This window comes from Pseudobutyrivibrio sp. JW11 (assembly GCF_900115355.1).
Taxonomy (GTDB): Bacteria; Bacillota; Clostridia; order Lachnospirales; family Lachnospiraceae; genus Pseudobutyrivibrio; species Pseudobutyrivibrio ruminis.
In genome coordinates this window covers 1-19,075 of sequence record NZ_FOWB01000017.1, presented here as the reverse complement: position 1 = coordinate 19,075, position 19,075 = coordinate 1, and the positions used below count along the sequence as shown (strand labels likewise).

Below are 19,075 nucleotides of genomic sequence, written 5' to 3'. Positions count from 1 at the left end.
TATATTAAAGCACATTTTAAGTAGTATGTAAATACTTTTTTAGAATTTATTACATCTTTAAATATTCCATTCCCTGCTTCACCTCATCAGGAACTACACCATCATTTTTCTCCACCTTATCAATGATGGTTTTTAAATGATGTAATGCTTGAGACTGCTTAATCTCATGACGAGATATGCCTTGCTCAAACATCGGATGAGAGCTAACCTTTGCTCTATAGGCCTTTGAGAATGTACAGTGTTTATTAAGGATATTTCTCTCTGCCTTATTAAGACGAATACTTCCCTGGGCCTCAAAATTAATCCAGATTGTGTACTGCTTTGTAAAGGCCTCACGCATATTGTTTCGAGAAGATTTAAGAAGCGTCTTAACCTTTTCTTTGTTTTCTGCAGAGAGATCTTTATTCTTTCGATAGAATGTAAAGTAATCATAAAAGTCTGATGTCAGGCACTCAGAGCCAATATCATTCCATCTTGAACCCTGCTCTTTTCTGCAGATTTCCCATCTGAACGCTCCGCAGCAATAAATCATCATCTTGTCGATATCATCAAGAGTAAACATAGGGAATACGAAACGTCCCGGTGAATCCACCTTTATTCCGCCGCATTCCTGCCACATCATAGCACGCATTCCTACATTTGGAAGAAGGATAATATCAGGCTCGACTCGCTTTAAATAAGCCTCGCTCTTAACGCCTGTATCCATATCTGTAAAATAACCCTCGCGCAAGAAAATGCCATAATCCACTTCTTCGATTCGATTCATAGCTTCCATAAGCTTCGTCTGGGTCAGTAAAAGTCTCATAGGTTCTGCGCCAAAATCTTCTTTTGTAAGAACCGGGCAGAATGCTGTCATCTTTCCCGATGTGGTTCTATTTGCCGACTTGAAGAAATTATCAATTTCAAAAATGACTTTCTGCTCCTGGTCATTCATCCATGTCTGCATTTCAGACTCAGGAATATTTCCAGACTTTCTTTCTTCAAGGATAAAACCTCTATAGTCTAAGTCAAGCTCGTTCTTGCTTGGTTCCCTGTCTGCCTGATATACCATGCGAAGCCACTTGTATATAGTGAAGAGATGGTCGCTTTCGCATAAAGTTTCTAGTCGCTCTACTAAATCAGCCAGCTGATAAGTAAGCTCCTCGCCAACCGCCTCGTAGTCGATATAACCAAAATTCAAAAACATAAGGATAATGGTATCTAGCTCACCACCCATAGCTTCGAATTCCAAAGCTCTAAAGAATGTTTTACGATAAATATCATAAAACAAATCTACAGCTTTCTTTCTTATACGACGCTCATTGTCCTCTTTACCTTCTCTATCAGAAAGAGCCAAATAATCATCAAGCTGTTGTCTGTACTCATTCTGCTTAGCTTCATCCACCTCTGCGAATTCACAGATGTGTTCAAAGGTCTGAGTAAATTCAGCTTGCTTTTGCACCTTTGCTTCATCAAACGCCGCTGCAGAAGCTGCAAAATCGTGTGAATCGTATTCAGCCCATCTTTCTTTGATAAGCTGTTTATCGTAGATTCCGCAGGTTGAAAGATACTTATAAAGCATCTTCATTAGCTTAATAATGCCGTCCTGCTCAATGCCACGTTCTGCCATATATATTCTAAGATTAAAGAGCAGTTCAAACATATCTCCTCTATCTTGAGAAAGGAGAATAGGTGAAAACTCTTCAATGTAAAAGCCCATTGTCTCTGCGCACTCAATAGCTCTAGCCATATAGCCACAGCTAATACCAATAACACCATTTACAATTTCAGTGCGCTTACCATAAATATTTTCAATTTCTTTATTGTCAACAGAATTTAAGCTATCAATATAATCATGCTCCCATTTGAGGATTTCATTTTTAAGCTCAAGAGGCTCCATTTCCTCCAACAAAGGAATCTCTACCGGTGTCATAGAAGCTGCGCGGCATAATTTGCGATACTCAGCGTTTATTCCTCTGCAGTAATCAGTAAAATCATCTACCTTCTTTTTGTATGAATCATATATTTTAAATACATCCCTACACTGTCTGAATGCACCCTTTGCAAAACCAAAAATATATACTGGTTGTTCATTGAAGATAACATCAAAATCAGCCATCGTCTTATAATTGCATTTAATGACGGTGGCTGTTTCTTTTACAGTATAATCTGCTTCATACTGATGATTGAGAGCATCAGAAAGCCCAACAACAGTACCAGGGCCTAGACTTAACATCTGGCCCCTCCATTGTTGTACTATCTCTCCGGCTATAACAACATACATGCTATCAACCGGATCATTCTCATTTATTAACTTTTTACCTGCCTCAATAGTGATAGGTTCCAAAGTCGACTCCTTTACTTAGTTCCGAAGATTCTATCTCCAGCATCTCCTAAACCAGGGCAAATATAAGCATCAGAATTGAGTTCACGATCAATATGACCAATGTAAATCTGAACATCAGGATGAGCCTCATGAAGAGCTCTAACTCCCTCTGGAGCTGCAATAATTGCCATAAACTTAATTCTCTTTCCACCATGCTGCTTAATGAGTGTGATAGCATCGATTGCTGAACCACCTGTAGCAAGCATAGGATCTGTTACAACGATAAGACGCTCCTCGATTGGGCTTGGGAGCTTGCAGTAATACTCGTGTGGAATATGTGTTTCCTCATCACGATACATACCAATGTGACCAATCTTTGCTGTTGGTACAAGCTTCTGAATACCGTTAACCATACCAAGACCTGCGCGAAGGATTGGTACGATTGCCATCTTACGACCAGCAATAACTGGTGCCATGCACTTTTCGATTGGTGTCTCACACTCGATATCTACTGTCTGTAAATCGTTGAGTGCTTCAAAAGCCTCAAGCATAGCTATTTCTTCTACAAGAGCACGGAACTCTGCTGTTCCTGTGTTCTTATCTCTAAGCATTGTAATTTTGTGCTGAAGTAGAGGATGTGTAAGCTCTACTACGTTATCTAATTTCTCCATTAAATTAGCCTCCAAAAAATTTATCTATTTATCCCTCTTATAATAATGAAAGGGTTGATATCTATATTTCTATTTTATCAGCTGCAGTAACTTTTTTAAATAGAATTAAATACCTTCTTTATCAAATCTGTATCTTTCAGGATCACCGTATTCGTAATCTCTACCAGGAATGATAGCATTGAGAACTACACCTGCGATTGCTGCAATTGCAAGACTTGTAAGTGTAATGTCTGTGCTTCCTACTGTGAATGTAAGACCATCTGAAAAACCAAGACCGCATACAAGGATAACTGCTGCAATGATAAGGTTTCTTGAGTGTGTAAAATCAACATGATTCTCTACAACGTTTCTTATTCCTATTGCACTTATCATACCATAAAGCATGAAGCTTATTCCACCTACGATTGCACTTGGCATTGTACCAATGATATCTGCCATCTTAGGGATGAATGAAAGTACGATTGCATAGCAAGCTGCAATTCTGATTACCTTAGGATCGTGAACCTTTGAAAGCTCAAGTACGCCAGTGTTCTCTCCATATGTTGTATTAGCTGGACCACCGAACATTGCTGAAATACTTGTTGCAAGACCATCACCTACAAGTGTTCTATGTAAACCTGGATCAGTAACAAAATCCTCTCCTACTGTTGCTGAAATAGCAGACATATCTCCGATATGTTCCATCATTGTAGCAATGGCGATTGGAGCCATTACAAGGATTGCAGAAATATTGAATTTGCAAATGAAGAAATCTGGTAAGCCGACCCAAGACGCTTCGTGAACTGCTGCAAAATCAAGGATTGCACTTCCATCTGCATTTGTCATTCCAAGTGCGTTAAAAATAAGTGCGCAAGCATATGAGATTACTACACCCATAAGAATTGGAAGGATTCTAAAGATTCCCTTTCCCCAAATGTTGAAAATAATAACAACAGCAAGTGCAATGATTGCAAGCAACCAGTTCTGAGATGCATTGCTTATAGCTGAAGGCGCTAATGACAATCCGATGCAAATGATGATTGGACCAGTAACAACTGGTGGAAGGTATTTCATAACCTTTTTAATTCCAACAAGTTTTATTACAAGTGCAAGTACCAAATATAATAAACCAGCCACAACAATACCGCCGCATGCGTATGGAAGCTTTTCGCCCATTGTCATGTTTTTGAAAATACCTGTATTTAAATTAGCAACTGTGTGAAATCCGCCTAAAAAAGCAAATGATGAACCAAGAAATGCGGGAACTTTGAATTTAGAACATAAATGGAAAAATAAGGTACCGAGACCTGCGAAAAATAAAGTAACTTGAATTGAAAGACCTTCGCCTTCGAAATAGTTGTTGACGAGAATTGGAACTAAAATAGTCGCTCCAAACATTGCAAATAAATGCTGAAGTCCCAAAACTAACATCTTCGGAATACCAAGCTGAGTGGCATCTTTAATTGGTGCATGAGTGTTCATACATATCCTCCTTTTTTGTTTAACCTAAACTGAAAGTTTAAATTAACTTAAACTTTCAGTATTCTATCATTTTGATATAGGTTTGACAATAGTTTTTATTACTATTTATAACTACTATATTTTTAGCACATATGCTACCAACCCTAGTAGAATTATGTGGGCAGGATAAAAGAGGTAGAAAAATCTACGTAAAGCCACACTATCAGCTCCACGTTTTCCGTAATAGCATGAAACAGGAATAAGCATCAAGAATGCAAATACCTCTAAAACACTAGACATAAGTGTCAGCATAAGCACGCCCATTCCAAAGGACAATAATCTTTGTTTTTTAGTTGGACCATTCAAATAGTACATTACTGATATACAGGTCACGCCAGCCATCTTATAATCAAGATGAGTAAAGTATGCCACGCCCATACCTGCAAACATTACAAGAATCCTGCAAGCATATATCGCATATACGTTAAAATCCAGCTTGTCTATAAGTGAATAAGCATAGAGGACACCTAGTCCCAATAATAAAGTCCAAAGGACATTATTGTAATTTAAATCAAAGAAACTTCTTCTGAAAAGATAATCAAATGGAACTTCCGAAATCACTGCTATAGTAAGCAAACGAATAGCATATTTTTTAAGATTTCTAGTGTGTATAAAGCCTTCCACAAGCATATAGCAGTATATAGGAAAGGCCATACGACCTATGCTTCGCAAAACAGCATCAACAAGAAATACTTTGCCATAAAGTTCTTGTGATATAACACCGGCATTATTAGTAAGCCATACTTCCAGCAGACCTGCTCCAATATGGTCTATAAACATAGTAATAACCGCAATCAGTTTAAGACCTGTTCCTGTGATTTCAAAAGATTTTTTCTCCATTATTCAACCAACCATTCTATAAATTCTCTAACTGCACCTCTACCGCCGTCTTTGCTAGCAACATAATCAGCAAGTTCGATAACTTCCTTTGCCGCATCTGCTGGGCAACCAACAATACCACCAGCGTCTTTGATATGCTTCATGCAATCATAATCATTTAAATCATCACCACAATATGCACATTGTTCCAAAGTATCTCCATTCTTTTCAAGGATTTCCATAAGCTTTGGCAACTTATCTGCAACTCCCTGATGTATCTCTGTGATGCTAAGCTCCTTTGCGCGATTCTCTACTATCTTACTAACACGGCCTGTAATAATAACAGGTGTGATTCCATTTGGTTTTGCTATATGACAAATACCATATCCATCTTTGGCTGAAAAGGCTTTCATTATTTCCCCATCCTGCCCCATATAAATATGGCCATCCGTAAGTGTGCCATCAACATCTAATACTAAATACTTTATATTCTTCATTAAAAAATCTCCTTAGAAAATCTAAGGAGATTATACAATATTCTTATGCAGTTTTCTTTACAAAAATTGTTTTGATAGCAAATAATGTACCAATCATAAGGGCTATACCTATTATCAAGCATATTGCCCAGTTTCTAACAAAGCCCGAAATAATATATGAAACAAACGAAACCGCAGCAACTGTCATTGCATATGGAAGCTGTGTACTTACATGGCTAATGTGATTACATTCTGCACCTGCTGATGCCATGATTGTAGTATCTGAAATAGGTGAGCAATGATCGCCACAAACTGCTCCAGCCATACAAGCTGAAATTGCAATAATCATAAGCTCATTATTAACATCACCACCAAATACATTTACAACGATAGGAATGAGAATACCAAATGTACCCCATGATGTACCAGTTGCAAATGCAAGGAAGATACCTACCACAAATACAAGTGCTGGCAAAAGACTCATAAGTGCTCTGTTATCAGCGATTACAGCAACAAGTCCACCAACATACTCTGCTGCACCAAGAGAATCTGTCATTGCCTTTAATGTCCATGCAAATGTAAGTACTAAGATTGCAGGAACCATACTCTTAAATCCCTCTGGGATAGCGTTCATACATTCATTAAAGCTAAGAACCTTTGTTGCAAGATAGAAAATAATTGTAATTATAAGCGCTACAACTGAACCATATACAAGTCCAACTGATGCATCTGAATTTGAAAATGCATCGATAAAATTCTCGCCTGAGAAAAAGCCGCCTGTATAAATCATTCCGATTACACAGCAGATGATAAGCGATACAATTGGGAGCACAAGGTGAATAACCTTACCCTTCTGAGAAACAGGTGGATGTGGCTGATCCTCTGCTCCTGTTAATGCTGCTCCATCCTTTTTAACTTTGATTTTATTCTGTGCCATGTGATTAAGCTCAGCCAAATTCATTGAGCCATAATCAAAGTTCATATATGTGATTGTAAACATCATTACAAGTGTCAATAATGCGTAGAAGTTGTATGGGATAGCCTTAATAAATAATGAAAGGCCATTAGCACCATCTACAAATCCTGTTACAGCTGCTGCCCACGATGAAATAGGAGCAATAATACAAACTGGAGCGGCAGTTGCATCTATTAAATATGCAAGCTTTTCTCTTGAAATGCCGTGCTTATCTGTAACCGGTCTCATAACTGAACCTACTGTTAAACAGTTGAAATAATCATCGATGAATATCAACATACCAAGTACGATAGTAGCAACCTGAGCACCAGCTTTTGTCTTAACATGGGTAACAGCCCATTTACCGAAAGCTGCTGAGCCACCAGCTCTGTTCATAAGCATAACCATGCTTCCAAGTACAACCAAGAAAATCAGAATACCGACATTCCAGCTATCTGAAAGCTGACCTATCATTCCATCTACAAAGATATGTTCCATTGCTGCTGTAAGATTAAATCCAGCATACAATAATCCGCCTGCGAATATTCCTATGAATAGTGAAGAGTAAACTTCCTTTGTGATTAACGCAAGGGCGATAGCAATAATTGGTGGCAAAAGCGACCATATTGTATTAGTAAATTCCATATGTCTTCATGTTCTCCTTTAAAATATTAGTATGCCCCTCTTCCATTTCTGTAAGAGGTTTTCTAAGAGGTCCCACTTCAAATCCCATAAGATTAAGAGCTTTCTTTACTGGGATTGGGTTAACCTCAGAGAATAACGAATCAATAAGAGGTAATGCTTCTAACTGCATCTTTGATGCCTTTTTGTAATCTCCGTCCAAGCATGCCTGGCACAAATCATGAGTCTGCTGAGGCGCAACATTTGAAAGAACGGATATTACTCCAATACCTCCAAGTGACATGATTGGAACTATTTGATCATCATTGCCAGAATACACATCAATGCATCCATCTGCCAGCTGAAGAAGCTTTGCAATTTGACTTATATTTCCTGATGCTTCTTTTATTGCAACAATATTCTTAACATCCTTTGCAAGTCTCACAGCTGTCTCAGGAAGGATGTTGCAACCTGTACGACTTGGTACATTGTAAAGGATACATGGGATATTAATGGCATCAGCTGTATCTTTAAAATGAACATAGAGTCCGTTTTGGGTTGCCTTATTATAATAAGGAGTAACCAAAAGCACAGCATCAGCACCGGCAGCCTCTGCTTCCTTTGACAAATAAATAGCTGTCTCTGTGGAATTTGAACCAGTACCTGCAATAACTGGCACACGATGATTAACCGTTTTTATACAATGACAAACCACATCTAAGTGTTCCTCATGTGAAAGAGTTGAAGCTTCACCTGTTGTACCACAAATAACAATAGCGTCTGTATTGTTTTCAATTTGATACTCAATCAACTTATCGAGCTTTTCATAATTAACTGAACAATCCTCATTAAATGGTGTGACAATCGCTACTGCTGCACCTGTAAAAATACTCATTACGTTTCCTCCTTTTAGCTAATAAATCCCAATTGATGCAATAAAAAAGCCGACCAATAAATGGTCGGCAACATAAATCAAATACATCTTATGATAGCTCCCCATCTATTACTGCAAACATTGCATTAGATGACAGTCATGTGGCTATTAACCATATGCCCAGGACAAGCAGCATCAGGTGCTACTCTCCTTCGGCGAAATCCCCTTTCATCCTGTATCACATGGGCCTGTCCCATCAACAAGATTACTTTTGTCTTTCGCAACCTCTATCTCTTATTAAATTTGTGTATATACTACATCGCTATGTTTTACATGTCAACTATAAATTGCTAACAAATGTAAATCTATGTTAAAATTGAATCAAATTTATGGAGGAATATAAGATGAAATCGTTTTTCAAAAAAGGTATAAGTCTTGTTCTTGGACTTACCCTTGTATCCTTGCTTTTTACAAGCAACTCTTTTTACTCTGAAGCAAAAACAAAATCTTCAGCTAAAAAAAATATCGTTGTAGTCCTTGATCCAGGCCACGATACTACTCATACAGGATGTCATTATGAAAACTTTGAAGAAGGCATTGCCAATCTCTACATTGCATACTATTGCAAAGCTGAATTAGAGAAATATTCTGGCGTTACAGTATATATGACTCGTTATGGTTTCGAATGTCCTTACGGCGCTGATCCTGATTCAAAATCTTCTTGCTTATCAGCCCGTGTCAACTATGCAAAATCAGTTAAGGCCGATGTTCTTATCAGTTTGCACAATGACTATGACCCTGATTTAGATACATCTCAGAATGGTTCTAAGATTATCGTTCCAAACGCAAACTACAAGCCAGACATATGTGTTGCTGGTACTGCACTTGGTCAGTCGATTCTGACTCAGCTTACAGCTACTGGTCTTAATATAAACAATTGGAAGCTATGTCCAAACGGTACTGGTATTGTTACAAGAGATTCTGAGTCTAGCAAATATCCAGATGGTTCTGCAAAAGACTTCTACGCTCTTATAAATCAGTCTAAGACATCAGGTTTCCCATGTGTCATTGTTGAGCATGCTTTCTGCACAAACTACTCTGATAGAGTTAATCATCTTTCAACGCCTGAGCAATATCAGCAGCTGGGAATTGCAGATGCAACAGGTATTGCAAACTATTACGGACTCACATTAAAGTAATTAGAATGTATTGGGGAGATTTTTGTTTTGAGCAAACAAAGAATTTTTAATATTATTCAAATTGGAAATAAGGATGATATTCCAAGTAGGCTTTTTGATATTTTTATCACTATCATCATCAGTATAAATATACTGGTGATGGTCCTTGAAACCTACTGCGAATTATCTCCTTATTTTTCTTTTTTAGACAAAATAGCCTATATCACAATTTTTATTTTTTGCATAGAATATGCTCTTAGAATTTGGACGGCAGATTTGCTATATCCTAACCTTTCGAAGGCTAAAGCTATTCTTAAATTTTTAATATCATTTGACGGAATCGTCGATTTATTTACCATTTTGCCATTTTTCTATTTATCAGGGTTTGTTGCATTTAGAATCCTTAGAATCGTACGAATCTTTCACCTGTTTAGAATCAACGGACAATATGATTCTTTTGCCGTAATCATATCAGTATTACAAGAAAAAAAGAATCAAATACTATCATCCGTAATGATAGTACTAATCCTTATGTTAGCAAGTTCAATTGGTATTTACTACGCTGAGCACGATGCTCAACCTGATGTATTCAGAAATGCATTTTCAGGAATATGGTGGTCTGTATCTACTTTATTGACAGTAGGGTATGGTGATATATATCCAATCACTGTTGCCGGCAGAATAATGGCTATTGTAACAGCTTTTTTGGGCGTTGGAGTGGTTGCTATTCCAACCGGTATTATCAGTGCAGGCTTCGTTGAGCACTATTCTAGGGTCAAGCTTCTTGCAAACTTTGCAAAGGATGAACATATCGATTTAATCACAGTTAATATCAACGATGTTCATTGTTGGAACGGATTGCGAATATCTGATATAAGCGCTCCTGATCATTTCCTACCTGCTGTCGTTATGCGCGATGATGAAGCTCTCATTCCTCTACAAGAGCTCAAATTAAAAACCGGCGACAAAGTAATCCTTGCCGCCGATGTATATTTCTTACATACGTATTAATCTATTAACTGTTTCTTTATATAACTCGTCCTCTGAATCAATCATGATGACTTCATCAGAACCTAATTCTTTTGCTTGGAAGCTCTCCTCTGGGGAGCTTGCCACAGCTAGAATTGGCACATGTGTAAAGCTTTCTCGTTTCTTTAAATATTTAATAATTATTCCACTTTCATCTACCAACGACATATTAACCGCCACCAATTCCAAATGTTCATGATATTGGCTTATATATCTTAGGGCCTCGTCTTCATTGTGAGTCTTTACTATCTCAAATTCATCAGACAATACTCCGCACAAGCCTATCGCTTTGTCATTATTCTCGTCAGTCAGCGCAATTATAACAGGTTTCGATGGATTCTCTATACACTCAATATTCCATGCTGTACATCTACTTTTACCAGTTAGTTTTGATTTGTATAAAGCATCATCTGCCATTCTAAAAATTTCGTTGCATGAATGATTTCCACCATCTATTATTGCGCCAATACTTGCTGTAAATGGTTGACCATTTCCAAGATTAATATCTGTCATAAACATCTGCAAAGTTCGACATCTCGTCTCTAGGATGGTCATATCATTCATCTTTGGCATCAGTACAACAAATTCATCTCCACCATAACGACCAATTATATCGTAGGCTCTAAAATTATCAATTAAAAGCTGGCCTACTCGCTCCAAAAGCCTATCACCTGAATCGTGTCCCAGATTATCATTAACATCCTTAAAATTATCCAAATCAATCATAAGCATTGCACATGATTCCTCTGGCTTTTTATGTTCATAATGACTTTCCATTCTTTGCATCAACGCATCTTTATTTAAAACATGCGTCAATTTGTCTAAAGAACTAAGTTCCTTTAGTTCTATCATTGCCAAGCCTTCTCGGCTGCGCATTACAAGAATAATATGTGCTGACAACATAGACAAAACATATGCTGCCACTAGCATATACAATTCTCTGGTATATAGCTCTGGCTCCTTATTAAAAAACGCAATTATGGCATAAATTATTATAGCTATAAGTTCTTCTATGCCGTATTTGTACATTTTGTCAATGTAAACCATTGGAAACAGTGCTATAACTAACGGCGTCCATACTGCAGGACGATCTGGAACTGCAACTGCATCAAATAACATGATTATTGTTACTAATGAAAAATAAAAGATACCACAAACCACACCAGTCATGTGAGTACTTAGAGTGACTGAAGGTTTTCTTATATGTGTATTTATTACATAGTAAATGACCAAAAGTGGAACAATAAGAAAATGCACCTTATTAATACTAAAACTAGGCACAACAAAATAAGCCAAGATCAGCAATAATAAGTAAATTATTGCAGTATACATGCAGACCTTGCGCATCATGTAAAGATTGCTCTTATTGATGTTTTCAATGCATTCCACAAAGTAAGTTTTAATTTGAGCATTCTCGTTATGTTGAGTTCTTTTGTATAAATCAACAAACTTAAACATAGCATAACATTAGCATATTTATCTAATAATAATTTGCCCACATTGTGAAATAACTGTGAAACTATTGCCTATAACCCCTTAATATTCCCGAATTCATCAATTATATGTCTAGCCAGCACGCCTCTAACCCCATATTTTTTTGATGCCTCAGTACCGGCCTTTCCATGAAGATGAGTTGCCGCACAAACCGCCACTCTTATCTGTGGATTAACCTTTTGAGATATTAATGATGCTATTGCTCCTGCCAACACATCTCCGGAACCTGGGGTTGCCAAACCTTCATTACCGCTATTTACGTAAGAGACCTGTGTGCCATCTGTGATAATCGTAGTAAAATTTTTAAGCACAACTATGCAGCCATATTCTTTTGCAAAGTCCATAGCTACCTGCTCCATATTATAGTTAATATCAGACACTTTAACGCCCGTCAGACGTTCCATCTCTTTTAAATGTGGAGTAATAACAACAGGTACTCTTGCTGAAGTTTCCTTGAATAGTTCTTTCATCTCTTCTTCTGCTAACAGATTTATTCCGTCTGCATCAATTATTAGGGGATAATTTGCTTCCCTCAATATCTGCTTAAGAATTCTTTTTGACATGCCAGATGTCCCTAAACCAGGGCCAATTAAAGCAGTCGATGCCCATTTTATTTCCTCTGACAAATCCTTTTCATTGTATTCATCATATCCTGCATACATTGCCTCAGGTAAGTTTTGCTGAATACTTGCAATATTATTCTTGTGAGTATATATTTTCACCAGCCCTGTACCTGTAGTAAGAGCCGATTTTGCAGAAAGATAACATGCCCCGTATATGCTTTCACTCCCTGCAATAACAAGAAGCTTTCCACAGCTACCTTTATTAGCATCTACAGCTCGTGACTTTACAAATTTGAAAATATCATCATCAATTAAATTTTCATATTGGTCTGTTCCTCTTTCCAGGTAGATTCCAACATCTGCTACAACCATTTTTCCAACAGCTGCTTTGCAATCCCCAAGCAGCATACCTTTTTTCATATAAGCAAAGGTAACAGTAATGTCCGCCCTTACGCCAGTTTCTCCTAAAAGTTTTCCACTATCTGCATTGTAGCCCGAAGGAATATCCACTGCTAAAACTCTATTTGCACCTTGATCGATCATTGCTGCTGCATAATCATACTCTCCTGACAATCCTCGTGACAGACCTATACCAAACATAGCATCTATGGTTAAGTCAGCTTGTTCTATAGATTCTTCAATTAGCTTGTTGTGAATTGTCATCCCATAGCTTTCTGTTATTTTTATCTCCTGCTTTAACTGCTCAGAAAACTTTTCAGAGTCACCCAGCACCATGCAGTCTACCGTTTTACCTTTTAGATGCAACAGTCTTGCAATAGCAACACCATCACCACCGTTATTTCCAGGACCACAAACTACTGAAAAACTATTGGCATTCTCATATTCTTTTTCTATAGTTTCAACTACTTTAAGAGCCGCTCTTTCCATTAAAACCAAAGATGGTATTTCATGTTTTTCAATGGTTCTTTTATCACAAGCCTGCATCTGTTTAGCTGATAATAATTCTGTCATTGTTGTCCCCCATTTGAATGTTCATTTGGATAGTAAACTCAAAAATCTAACAACAGTATACTACATTACTCAAAATCTATGTATTTTACAAAATATTTCTATGTTCGATTGACACGAATGCGTGTTCGGTTATAACATATAAGTTGCAATATTACGAAAGGAGGTCAGTCATATGGAAAAGGATCGAGCTTTTATAGCTATCGATTTAAAGTCCTTTTATGCTTCTTGCGAGCTCACTGATAGAGGCTTGGATCCACTTACTACTAATCTGGTTGTGGCTGATTCCTCCCGTACCGAAAAAACAATCTGTCTAGCTGTCAGCCCTTCACTGAAGGCCTATGGAATTTCAGGTAGAGCCCGTTTATTTGAAGTCATCCAAAGAGTAAAAGAGGTAAATGCAGAGCGTTTTAGTCGTGCCCTTGCTTTAGGATTACTTCCAAAGGATCCAGAAACTGGAGAATACCACTTTACAGGTTCATCTTCTGATGCAGTAGAGTTGGAAAAAGATCCTTCGCTAGAGCTTGCATATATTGCGGCTCCACCTAGAATGAAACGATATGAAGAAATATCCACTTATATTTTTTCTATTTATCTTCGATATGTTTCAGATGATGATATTCATGTTTATTCCATTGATGAGTGCTTCATCGATGTTACAGGCTATTTAAATACCTATTCTTGTACCGCTCACGAGCTTGCAATGCGTATGATTCGTGATGTTCTTAAGGAAACGGGTATCACAGCAACCGCTGGCATTGGGACCAATATGTACCTTGCCAAAATAGCAATGGATATTGTTGCCAAACACGTTCCTGCGGATGAACAGGGTGTTAGAATCGCTGAACTAAACGAAAGAACCTATCGTGAGCTTCTCTGGTGTCATCAGCCTATCACAGACTTTTGGCGCGTAGGTGGTGGTATTGCACGTCGCCTTGCAAAACTGGGCATATTCACTATGGGAGATATTGCACGCACCAGCGTATACAACGAAGATGTCCTATATAAAGCATTAGGTATTAATGCCGAGCTACTTATCGACCACGCTTGGGGTTGGGAGCCTACCGAAATTGCCACTATCAAAAGCTATAGACCTCAAACAAACAGCCTTTCCAGTGGTCAAGTTCTTATGGAACCTTACACTACAGACAAGGCTAGGCTCATAGTCAAAGAAATGACAGAGCTTTTGGTTCTTGATTTAGTAAGAAAGGATTTGGTTACCAAAAAGATTGAATTAACCATCGGATACGATAGAACAAGCCTGGAATTTGAAAAAGAAGGTTCAAGTATAGGACGATCTACTTTTAAAATAGCCGGAACAAACAAATACTATACTGGAAAAGTTTCTGTTGATCACTTTGGTCGCCCCATCCCTTATCATGCACATGGGACAGGCAACTTAGACCGTTGGACCAGCTCCACCCAAAGAATTATGGAGACAATGGTTGAGCTATACGATCGTATCATCGATTCTGACCTATTAGTTCGCAGAATAAATGTTGTAGCATGTGATCTGATTCCTATTAATAAAATACCGGATGATGCGCCTTACCAAATGGATCTTTTCACTGACTATAATGCATTGGAAAAGGAAAAAGAAGCAGCTGATAAAGCTGATGAAAAAGAACGTAAGCTTCAAAAAGCCACCCTGGCAATGCATGATAAATTTGGAAAAAATTCGGTACTAAAAGGTATGAATCTCCAAGATGGTGCCATGACCATGAAACGCAATAAACAAGTTGGTGGCCATTCTTCTGGTGAATAAAAGGAGTAAAACTATGGCAAAAGGATATAGAAAAAACGAACCCGACCCACGAATCGTATACAAAGATATAATCGATATGCCTCACCATCAATCTCTCACCCATCCACATATGAGCTTGTATGATCGTGCTGCTCAGTTTGCACCCTTTGCAGCTCTTACCGGTTACGAAGATATGATTAACGAAGAGGCCCAAAAATCTCACGAATAAAAAAGCTGGAGCTTATTTGCTCCAGCTTATATTATTTATTAATAATTCTCTGCTCTTACTTCAAAATATGCCTTTGGATGATTGCATACCGGACAAACATCAGGCGCTTCTACTCCAACAACTATATGTCCACAATTGCGGCATTCCCACATTGTTACACCACTCTTTTTGAAGACCTCCATAGCTTCCACATTGTTCAAAAGCTTACGATATCTTTCCTCGTGTTCCTTTTCAATAGCACCTACGCCTCTAAACTGTGCTGCAAGCTCTGGGAAACCTTCTTCCTCAGCTTCTCTAGCCATTCTATCATACATATCTGTCCATTCAGCATTTTCGCCTTCTGCAGCATGTAAAAGATTGGCAGGTGTATCTCCTATTTCACCAAGAGCTTTAAACCAAAGCTTTGCATGTTCTTTCTCGTTATCAGCAGTCTTTAAAAATAACGCTGCAATCTGCTCATAACCAGCCTTTTTTGCAACTGATGCAAAATATGTATATTTGTTTCTTGCCATTGATTCGCCAGCAAAAGCTTCCCAAAGGTTCTTCTCTGTCTTAGTACCTGCATATTTGTTTTCTGCCATCACAAATCCTCCTTATACATTAATAGTATCTTTAGGAAGATTGTAACACATCTAAAGTTTATATTGTGTAAAATTAATTAGTGTAATTTAGTGCATTATTAATAAGCATACTCAACATGTGTTGTAACATCAACAAATGGAACTACTGTCTCTTTCATTGCTGCACTCCACATTTCATTATTCTCTCTTTGCTTTAATGATGCTTCATCTTCAAATTCTGCTACCATAATAACATCACCATTAGATGAGCTCATGCACTCACTGTGTACCTCAATTCTATTGAGTCCTGGAACCTGTCCATTTAACTCTTCGAATCTCGTTTTAATATTGCCTTTAATAGCACTAAGGTTTGGGCCAAAACATTTATCCTGTAATGTCCAAATAACTACCTGTTTTAACATTCTCTTTCTCTCTCTAACATTATATCTTTTGAGTAAAAAACAAACTCGAAGCCTATTATAGCGCTTTTACTCCAAAATTCAAAATAAAATACGGATTGTATTTGACTGTAAGCATCTTTTATTTAATCATTAATATGACAGATATTCCTCATTGGAATAACAGCTATATTTTTTTGAATACACGAATTAACGCAATTCCCTATAATACTTGGTTTTTCGCTGCTATAATTATTTGAGATTCATTACAGAATTGAATCAACCAATAAATTTAAGGAGGGGAATTATGGCTTGCTTTACTGTTCCAGCTGGAGAAGCTGTCGTAACAACAATCATTAAGAAAAGAATGGAAAAACAGGGTACAGAAAAACATGAAGATAACATGGCAGTACCTATGACAAGAAAGTTAAAATGGCTTTCAAATCTTTTATGGGGTGGTTCTGCTTTACTTGCATTTGAGCATGTATGGCACGGAGAAGTACAACCTTTCTTCCCATTTTTAACAGCAATGTCTAATCCAGAAGATACTCAGGAAATGCTTCATGAAATAGCAACTGTAGGTGTATCAATGGCAGTTCTAGTAACAGTTATTTGGATTGGCATGTGCGTTACAGCTGATATGATTGTAAAAAGACCTATTTCTACAATGAAAACAACTAATTAAGGGGGATAATATGACATTACTGATTACAGTTATCGCTGCGGTTATTAGTACAGTATTATGGTATAATCGCAAAAATAATGATATGCAACTTCATGTGTTAATGTTTATGTTTTGGGGTGCATCAATAATGTGGTTCGTAGATGCAATCTTTGAATATGCTGAATTACGTGCCGAGTACTTTACTCCAGCCTTGGAAGATATGATCAATGATACATTCCTTGGTTTTTCTGTTATTGCATTAGCACTTGTTATTTGGATTATCTTTATCTTAATTAAAGATCCAAAAGGCGTAATTAGACATTCATTATCAAACTAAAAGATTAAAAGCCTCGTGCTGAGCACGAGGCTTTTCTTATACCAAGTTTATAATCGTATACTCTATAAGCATAATAATTAAAAAAACAATATTAAATATAGAAAATACTTTAATGTATTTTTTGCTATTAGCTCCATCAATATAGCTATATTGTTTAAATGAAATAAGGCTTGCCATTGAAGCAATAAGTGTCCCTAATCCACCTAGATTCGTTCCTATAATTAGTTTTGGTATATCATTTGTAAATCCTGAACAAAGTATAGCTGCAGGCACATTGCTTATAAACTGACTCAGAAAAACTGAAACTATCACTTCATTGTTCTTAATCAACGCTTCTAAAAATGTACTAATAATTGATATATTCTTAATGTTACCAATGAAAACAAATAGAAAAACAAAAGTAAACATTAAAGAATAATCAGGCTTTCTAAGCACTCTTCTATCAAATATCACAACCAATAGAATTACTACTATCAAAGAAACATAATAAGGTATTATCCTTGCCACTACTAATAATGATGCTAAAAATGCAAATATATATAATCCAATCAATTTCTTTTCATACGGTGTTCTGTTATATACCTTTTTTGAATCCCCTGAAACAGATACAGGAGCATCTTTCACAAATAAATATGTGCTTAAAACTAAAAGGATTAATGCACATACACTATAAGGTAGCATTATAGAAATAAAGCTTAACAAATTCATATTTGATAATGAATATAAATAGAGATTTTGTGGATTTCCCAAAGGAATTAGCATGCTTCCAAGATTTGCCGCAATTGTTTCAAATACGATAACTACAATAAACAAGTCTTTTCTATTTGAAATCGAAAGCGTAATTATAGAAAACGGTACAAATGTTAGTAGTGCTACATCATTTGTTATAAACATGCTTGAAAAGAAGCACAATCCTAATAAGATTAGGACTATCCCTCTTATCGAATTCATCTTACCAACCAGTATTTCACCTATCTGTCTAAATACTGATAATCTCTGAAATCCAGCCATTGTTATCATCAGAGATAAAAGAATACTAAGAGTACGATAATCAATATAGTTAAAATAATCCCTACTTGGATGAACAAAAAAACAAGAAACAATAGCTAAAACCAAGGCTACACACAGTACAATTTCATTTTTAATAAAATGTTTTATAGCTTCCACAATACAATCCCCACATAAAATAAAAAATTATAAAAAAAAATCGCAAGCTATTAAGCATGCGATTTAAAGTCAAAGCCGATGATCGGACTCGAACCGATAACCTGCTGATTACAAATCAGCTGCTCTGCCAATTGAGCCACATCGGCTTGTTATAAATAACAACCTCAAAACTTCACACAGTATTCCGATACTACATATCTTCTTTTTAGAATAAACCTTCGATCTATTAGTATTCATCAGCTGAATGCGTTACCGCACTTACACCTTGAACCTATCTACCTTATCGTCTATAAGGGATCTTATTTCCTTAAAGGAATGGGATATCTCATCTTGAGGGGGGCTTCACGCTTAGATGCCTTCAGCGTTTATCCCGTCCAGACTTGGCTACTCAGCTATGCCGTTGGTCGACAGCTGATACACCAGTGGTCCGTCCACCCCGGTCCTCTCGTACTAGGGGCAGCTCCTCTCAAATATCCTACGCCCGCGCCGGATAGGGACCGAACTGTCTCACGACGTTCTGAA

Annotated in this window: 17 protein-coding genes, 1 tRNA gene, 1 rRNA gene, 1 pseudogene and 1 riboswitch; of the genes and pseudogenes, 6 read left to right on the top strand and 14 right to left on the bottom strand. The window is 37.2% G+C overall.

The window, feature by feature from the left end; genetic code table 11:
- Window positions 1-49 precede the first annotated feature (49 nt).
- The 7 genes from BM102_RS12145 to dapA form a co-directional block, all read right to left on the bottom strand.
- Window positions 50-2,326: a cyclic nucleotide-binding domain-containing protein gene (locus BM102_RS12145; protein ID WP_090482372.1), complete on the bottom strand. Its 2,277-nt coding sequence runs from the start codon at window positions 2,324-2,326 to the stop codon at window positions 50-52.
- Window positions 2,327-2,337: 11 nt separating this feature from the next.
- Complete coding sequence (gene upp, locus BM102_RS12140; RefSeq protein ID WP_033153058.1) at window positions 2,338-2,976, bottom strand: uracil phosphoribosyltransferase; 639 nt, start codon at window positions 2,974-2,976, stop codon at window positions 2,338-2,340.
- Between the two features lie 105 nt (window positions 2,977-3,081).
- A complete protein-coding gene (locus BM102_RS12135; protein ID WP_044938705.1) occupies window positions 3,082-4,437 on the bottom strand; it encodes a uracil-xanthine permease family protein in 1,356 nt (451 codons plus the stop codon).
- A gap of 114 nt (window positions 4,438-4,551) precedes the next feature.
- The gene (locus tag BM102_RS12130; protein ID WP_044938707.1) at window positions 4,552-5,316 is read right to left on the bottom strand and encodes a TraX family protein; all 765 of its coding nucleotides are present in this window, start codon (window positions 5,314-5,316) and stop codon (window positions 4,552-4,554) included.
- Window positions 5,316-5,792: a KdsC family phosphatase gene (locus BM102_RS12125; protein WP_090482369.1), complete on the bottom strand. Its 477-nt coding sequence runs from the start codon at window positions 5,790-5,792 to the stop codon at window positions 5,316-5,318. The genes BM102_RS12130 and BM102_RS12125 overlap by 1 nt, the downstream gene beginning before the upstream one ends.
- Before the next feature lie 43 nt (window positions 5,793-5,835).
- A complete protein-coding gene (locus BM102_RS12120; protein ID WP_090482366.1) occupies window positions 5,836-7,371 on the bottom strand; it encodes a Na+/H+ antiporter NhaC family protein in 1,536 nt (511 codons plus the stop codon).
- A complete protein-coding gene (dapA, locus tag BM102_RS12115) occupies window positions 7,358-8,242 on the bottom strand; it encodes a 4-hydroxy-tetrahydrodipicolinate synthase (RefSeq protein WP_090482363.1) in 885 nt (294 codons plus the stop codon). The genes BM102_RS12120 and dapA overlap by 14 nt, the downstream gene beginning before the upstream one ends.
- A gap of 86 nt (window positions 8,243-8,328) precedes the next feature.
- A riboswitch (Lysine riboswitch) is annotated at window positions 8,329-8,519 on the bottom strand.
- 106 nt (window positions 8,520-8,625) lie between these two features.
- Between dapA and BM102_RS12110 the strand changes: the two genes are divergently transcribed.
- The gene (locus BM102_RS12110; protein ID WP_177194968.1) at window positions 8,626-9,420 is read left to right on the top strand and encodes an N-acetylmuramoyl-L-alanine amidase; all 795 of its coding nucleotides are present in this window, start codon (window positions 8,626-8,628) and stop codon (window positions 9,418-9,420) included.
- 27 nt (window positions 9,421-9,447) lie between these two features.
- On the top strand, window positions 9,448-10,410 hold the full coding sequence (locus tag BM102_RS12105) for an ion transporter (protein ID WP_330388638.1): 963 nt from the start codon (window positions 9,448-9,450) through the stop codon (window positions 10,408-10,410).
- Here the strand turns inward: BM102_RS12105 and BM102_RS12100 are convergent.
- Both BM102_RS12100 and BM102_RS12095 read right to left on the bottom strand, forming a co-directional pair.
- Entirely contained in the window at window positions 10,396-11,598 is a 1,203-nt protein-coding gene (locus BM102_RS12100) for a GGDEF domain-containing protein (protein WP_177194967.1), read from the bottom strand. The two genes, BM102_RS12105 and BM102_RS12100, sit on opposite strands and share 15 nt — an antisense overlap.
- Window positions 11,599-11,954: 356 nt before the next feature.
- Window positions 11,955-13,457, bottom strand: a complete 1,503-nt coding sequence (locus BM102_RS12095) for an NAD(P)H-hydrate dehydratase (RefSeq protein ID WP_090482351.1) — start codon at window positions 13,455-13,457, stop codon at window positions 11,955-11,957.
- Between the two features lie 172 nt (window positions 13,458-13,629).
- Here BM102_RS12095 and BM102_RS12090 point away from each other — a divergent pair, with 172 nt between their 5' ends.
- Window positions 13,630-15,219: a Y-family DNA polymerase gene (locus tag BM102_RS12090; RefSeq protein WP_090482348.1), complete on the top strand. Its 1,590-nt coding sequence runs from the start codon at window positions 13,630-13,632 to the stop codon at window positions 15,217-15,219.
- A 13-nt stretch (window positions 15,220-15,232) separates the two neighbouring features.
- Window positions 15,233-15,424 (top strand): annotated as a pseudogene (locus BM102_RS12085) (hypothetical protein); the annotation flags it as partial.
- 41 nt (window positions 15,425-15,465) lie between these two features.
- Here the strand turns inward: BM102_RS12085 and rbr are convergent.
- Both rbr and BM102_RS12075 read right to left on the bottom strand, forming a co-directional pair.
- Window positions 15,466-16,008, bottom strand: coding sequence for a rubrerythrin (gene rbr / locus BM102_RS12080; RefSeq protein WP_044938739.1), 543 nt, complete (start codon window positions 16,006-16,008; stop codon window positions 15,466-15,468).
- Window positions 16,009-16,106: 98 nt separating this feature from the next.
- The gene (locus BM102_RS12075; protein ID WP_049960421.1) at window positions 16,107-16,409 is read right to left on the bottom strand and encodes an antibiotic biosynthesis monooxygenase family protein; all 303 of its coding nucleotides are present in this window, start codon (window positions 16,407-16,409) and stop codon (window positions 16,107-16,109) included.
- A gap of 283 nt (window positions 16,410-16,692) precedes the next feature.
- Between BM102_RS12075 and BM102_RS12070 the strand changes: the two genes are divergently transcribed.
- Together BM102_RS12070 and BM102_RS12065 are read left to right on the top strand one after the other, a co-directional pair.
- Window positions 16,693-17,070 carry a hypothetical protein gene (locus tag BM102_RS12070; RefSeq protein WP_044938741.1) on the top strand — a complete coding sequence of 126 codons (378 nt, stop codon included), beginning with the start codon at window positions 16,693-16,695 and terminating at the stop codon, window positions 17,068-17,070.
- 10 nt (window positions 17,071-17,080) lie between these two features.
- A complete protein-coding gene (locus tag BM102_RS12065) occupies window positions 17,081-17,386 on the top strand; it encodes a hypothetical protein (RefSeq protein WP_044938744.1) in 306 nt (101 codons plus the stop codon).
- Window positions 17,387-17,422: 36 nt separating this feature from the next.
- Here the strand turns inward: BM102_RS12065 and BM102_RS12060 are convergent, their stop codons facing one another.
- From BM102_RS12060 to BM102_RS12050, 3 genes are all read right to left on the bottom strand, one after another.
- Entirely contained in the window at window positions 17,423-18,553 is a 1,131-nt protein-coding gene (locus BM102_RS12060; protein ID WP_242942937.1) for an SLC13 family permease, read from the bottom strand.
- 73 nt (window positions 18,554-18,626) lie between these two features.
- Window positions 18,627-18,699, bottom strand: a tRNA-Thr gene (locus BM102_RS12055).
- 60 nt (window positions 18,700-18,759) lie between these two features.
- Window positions 18,760-19,075 (bottom strand): 23S ribosomal RNA (locus BM102_RS12050); the annotation flags it as partial.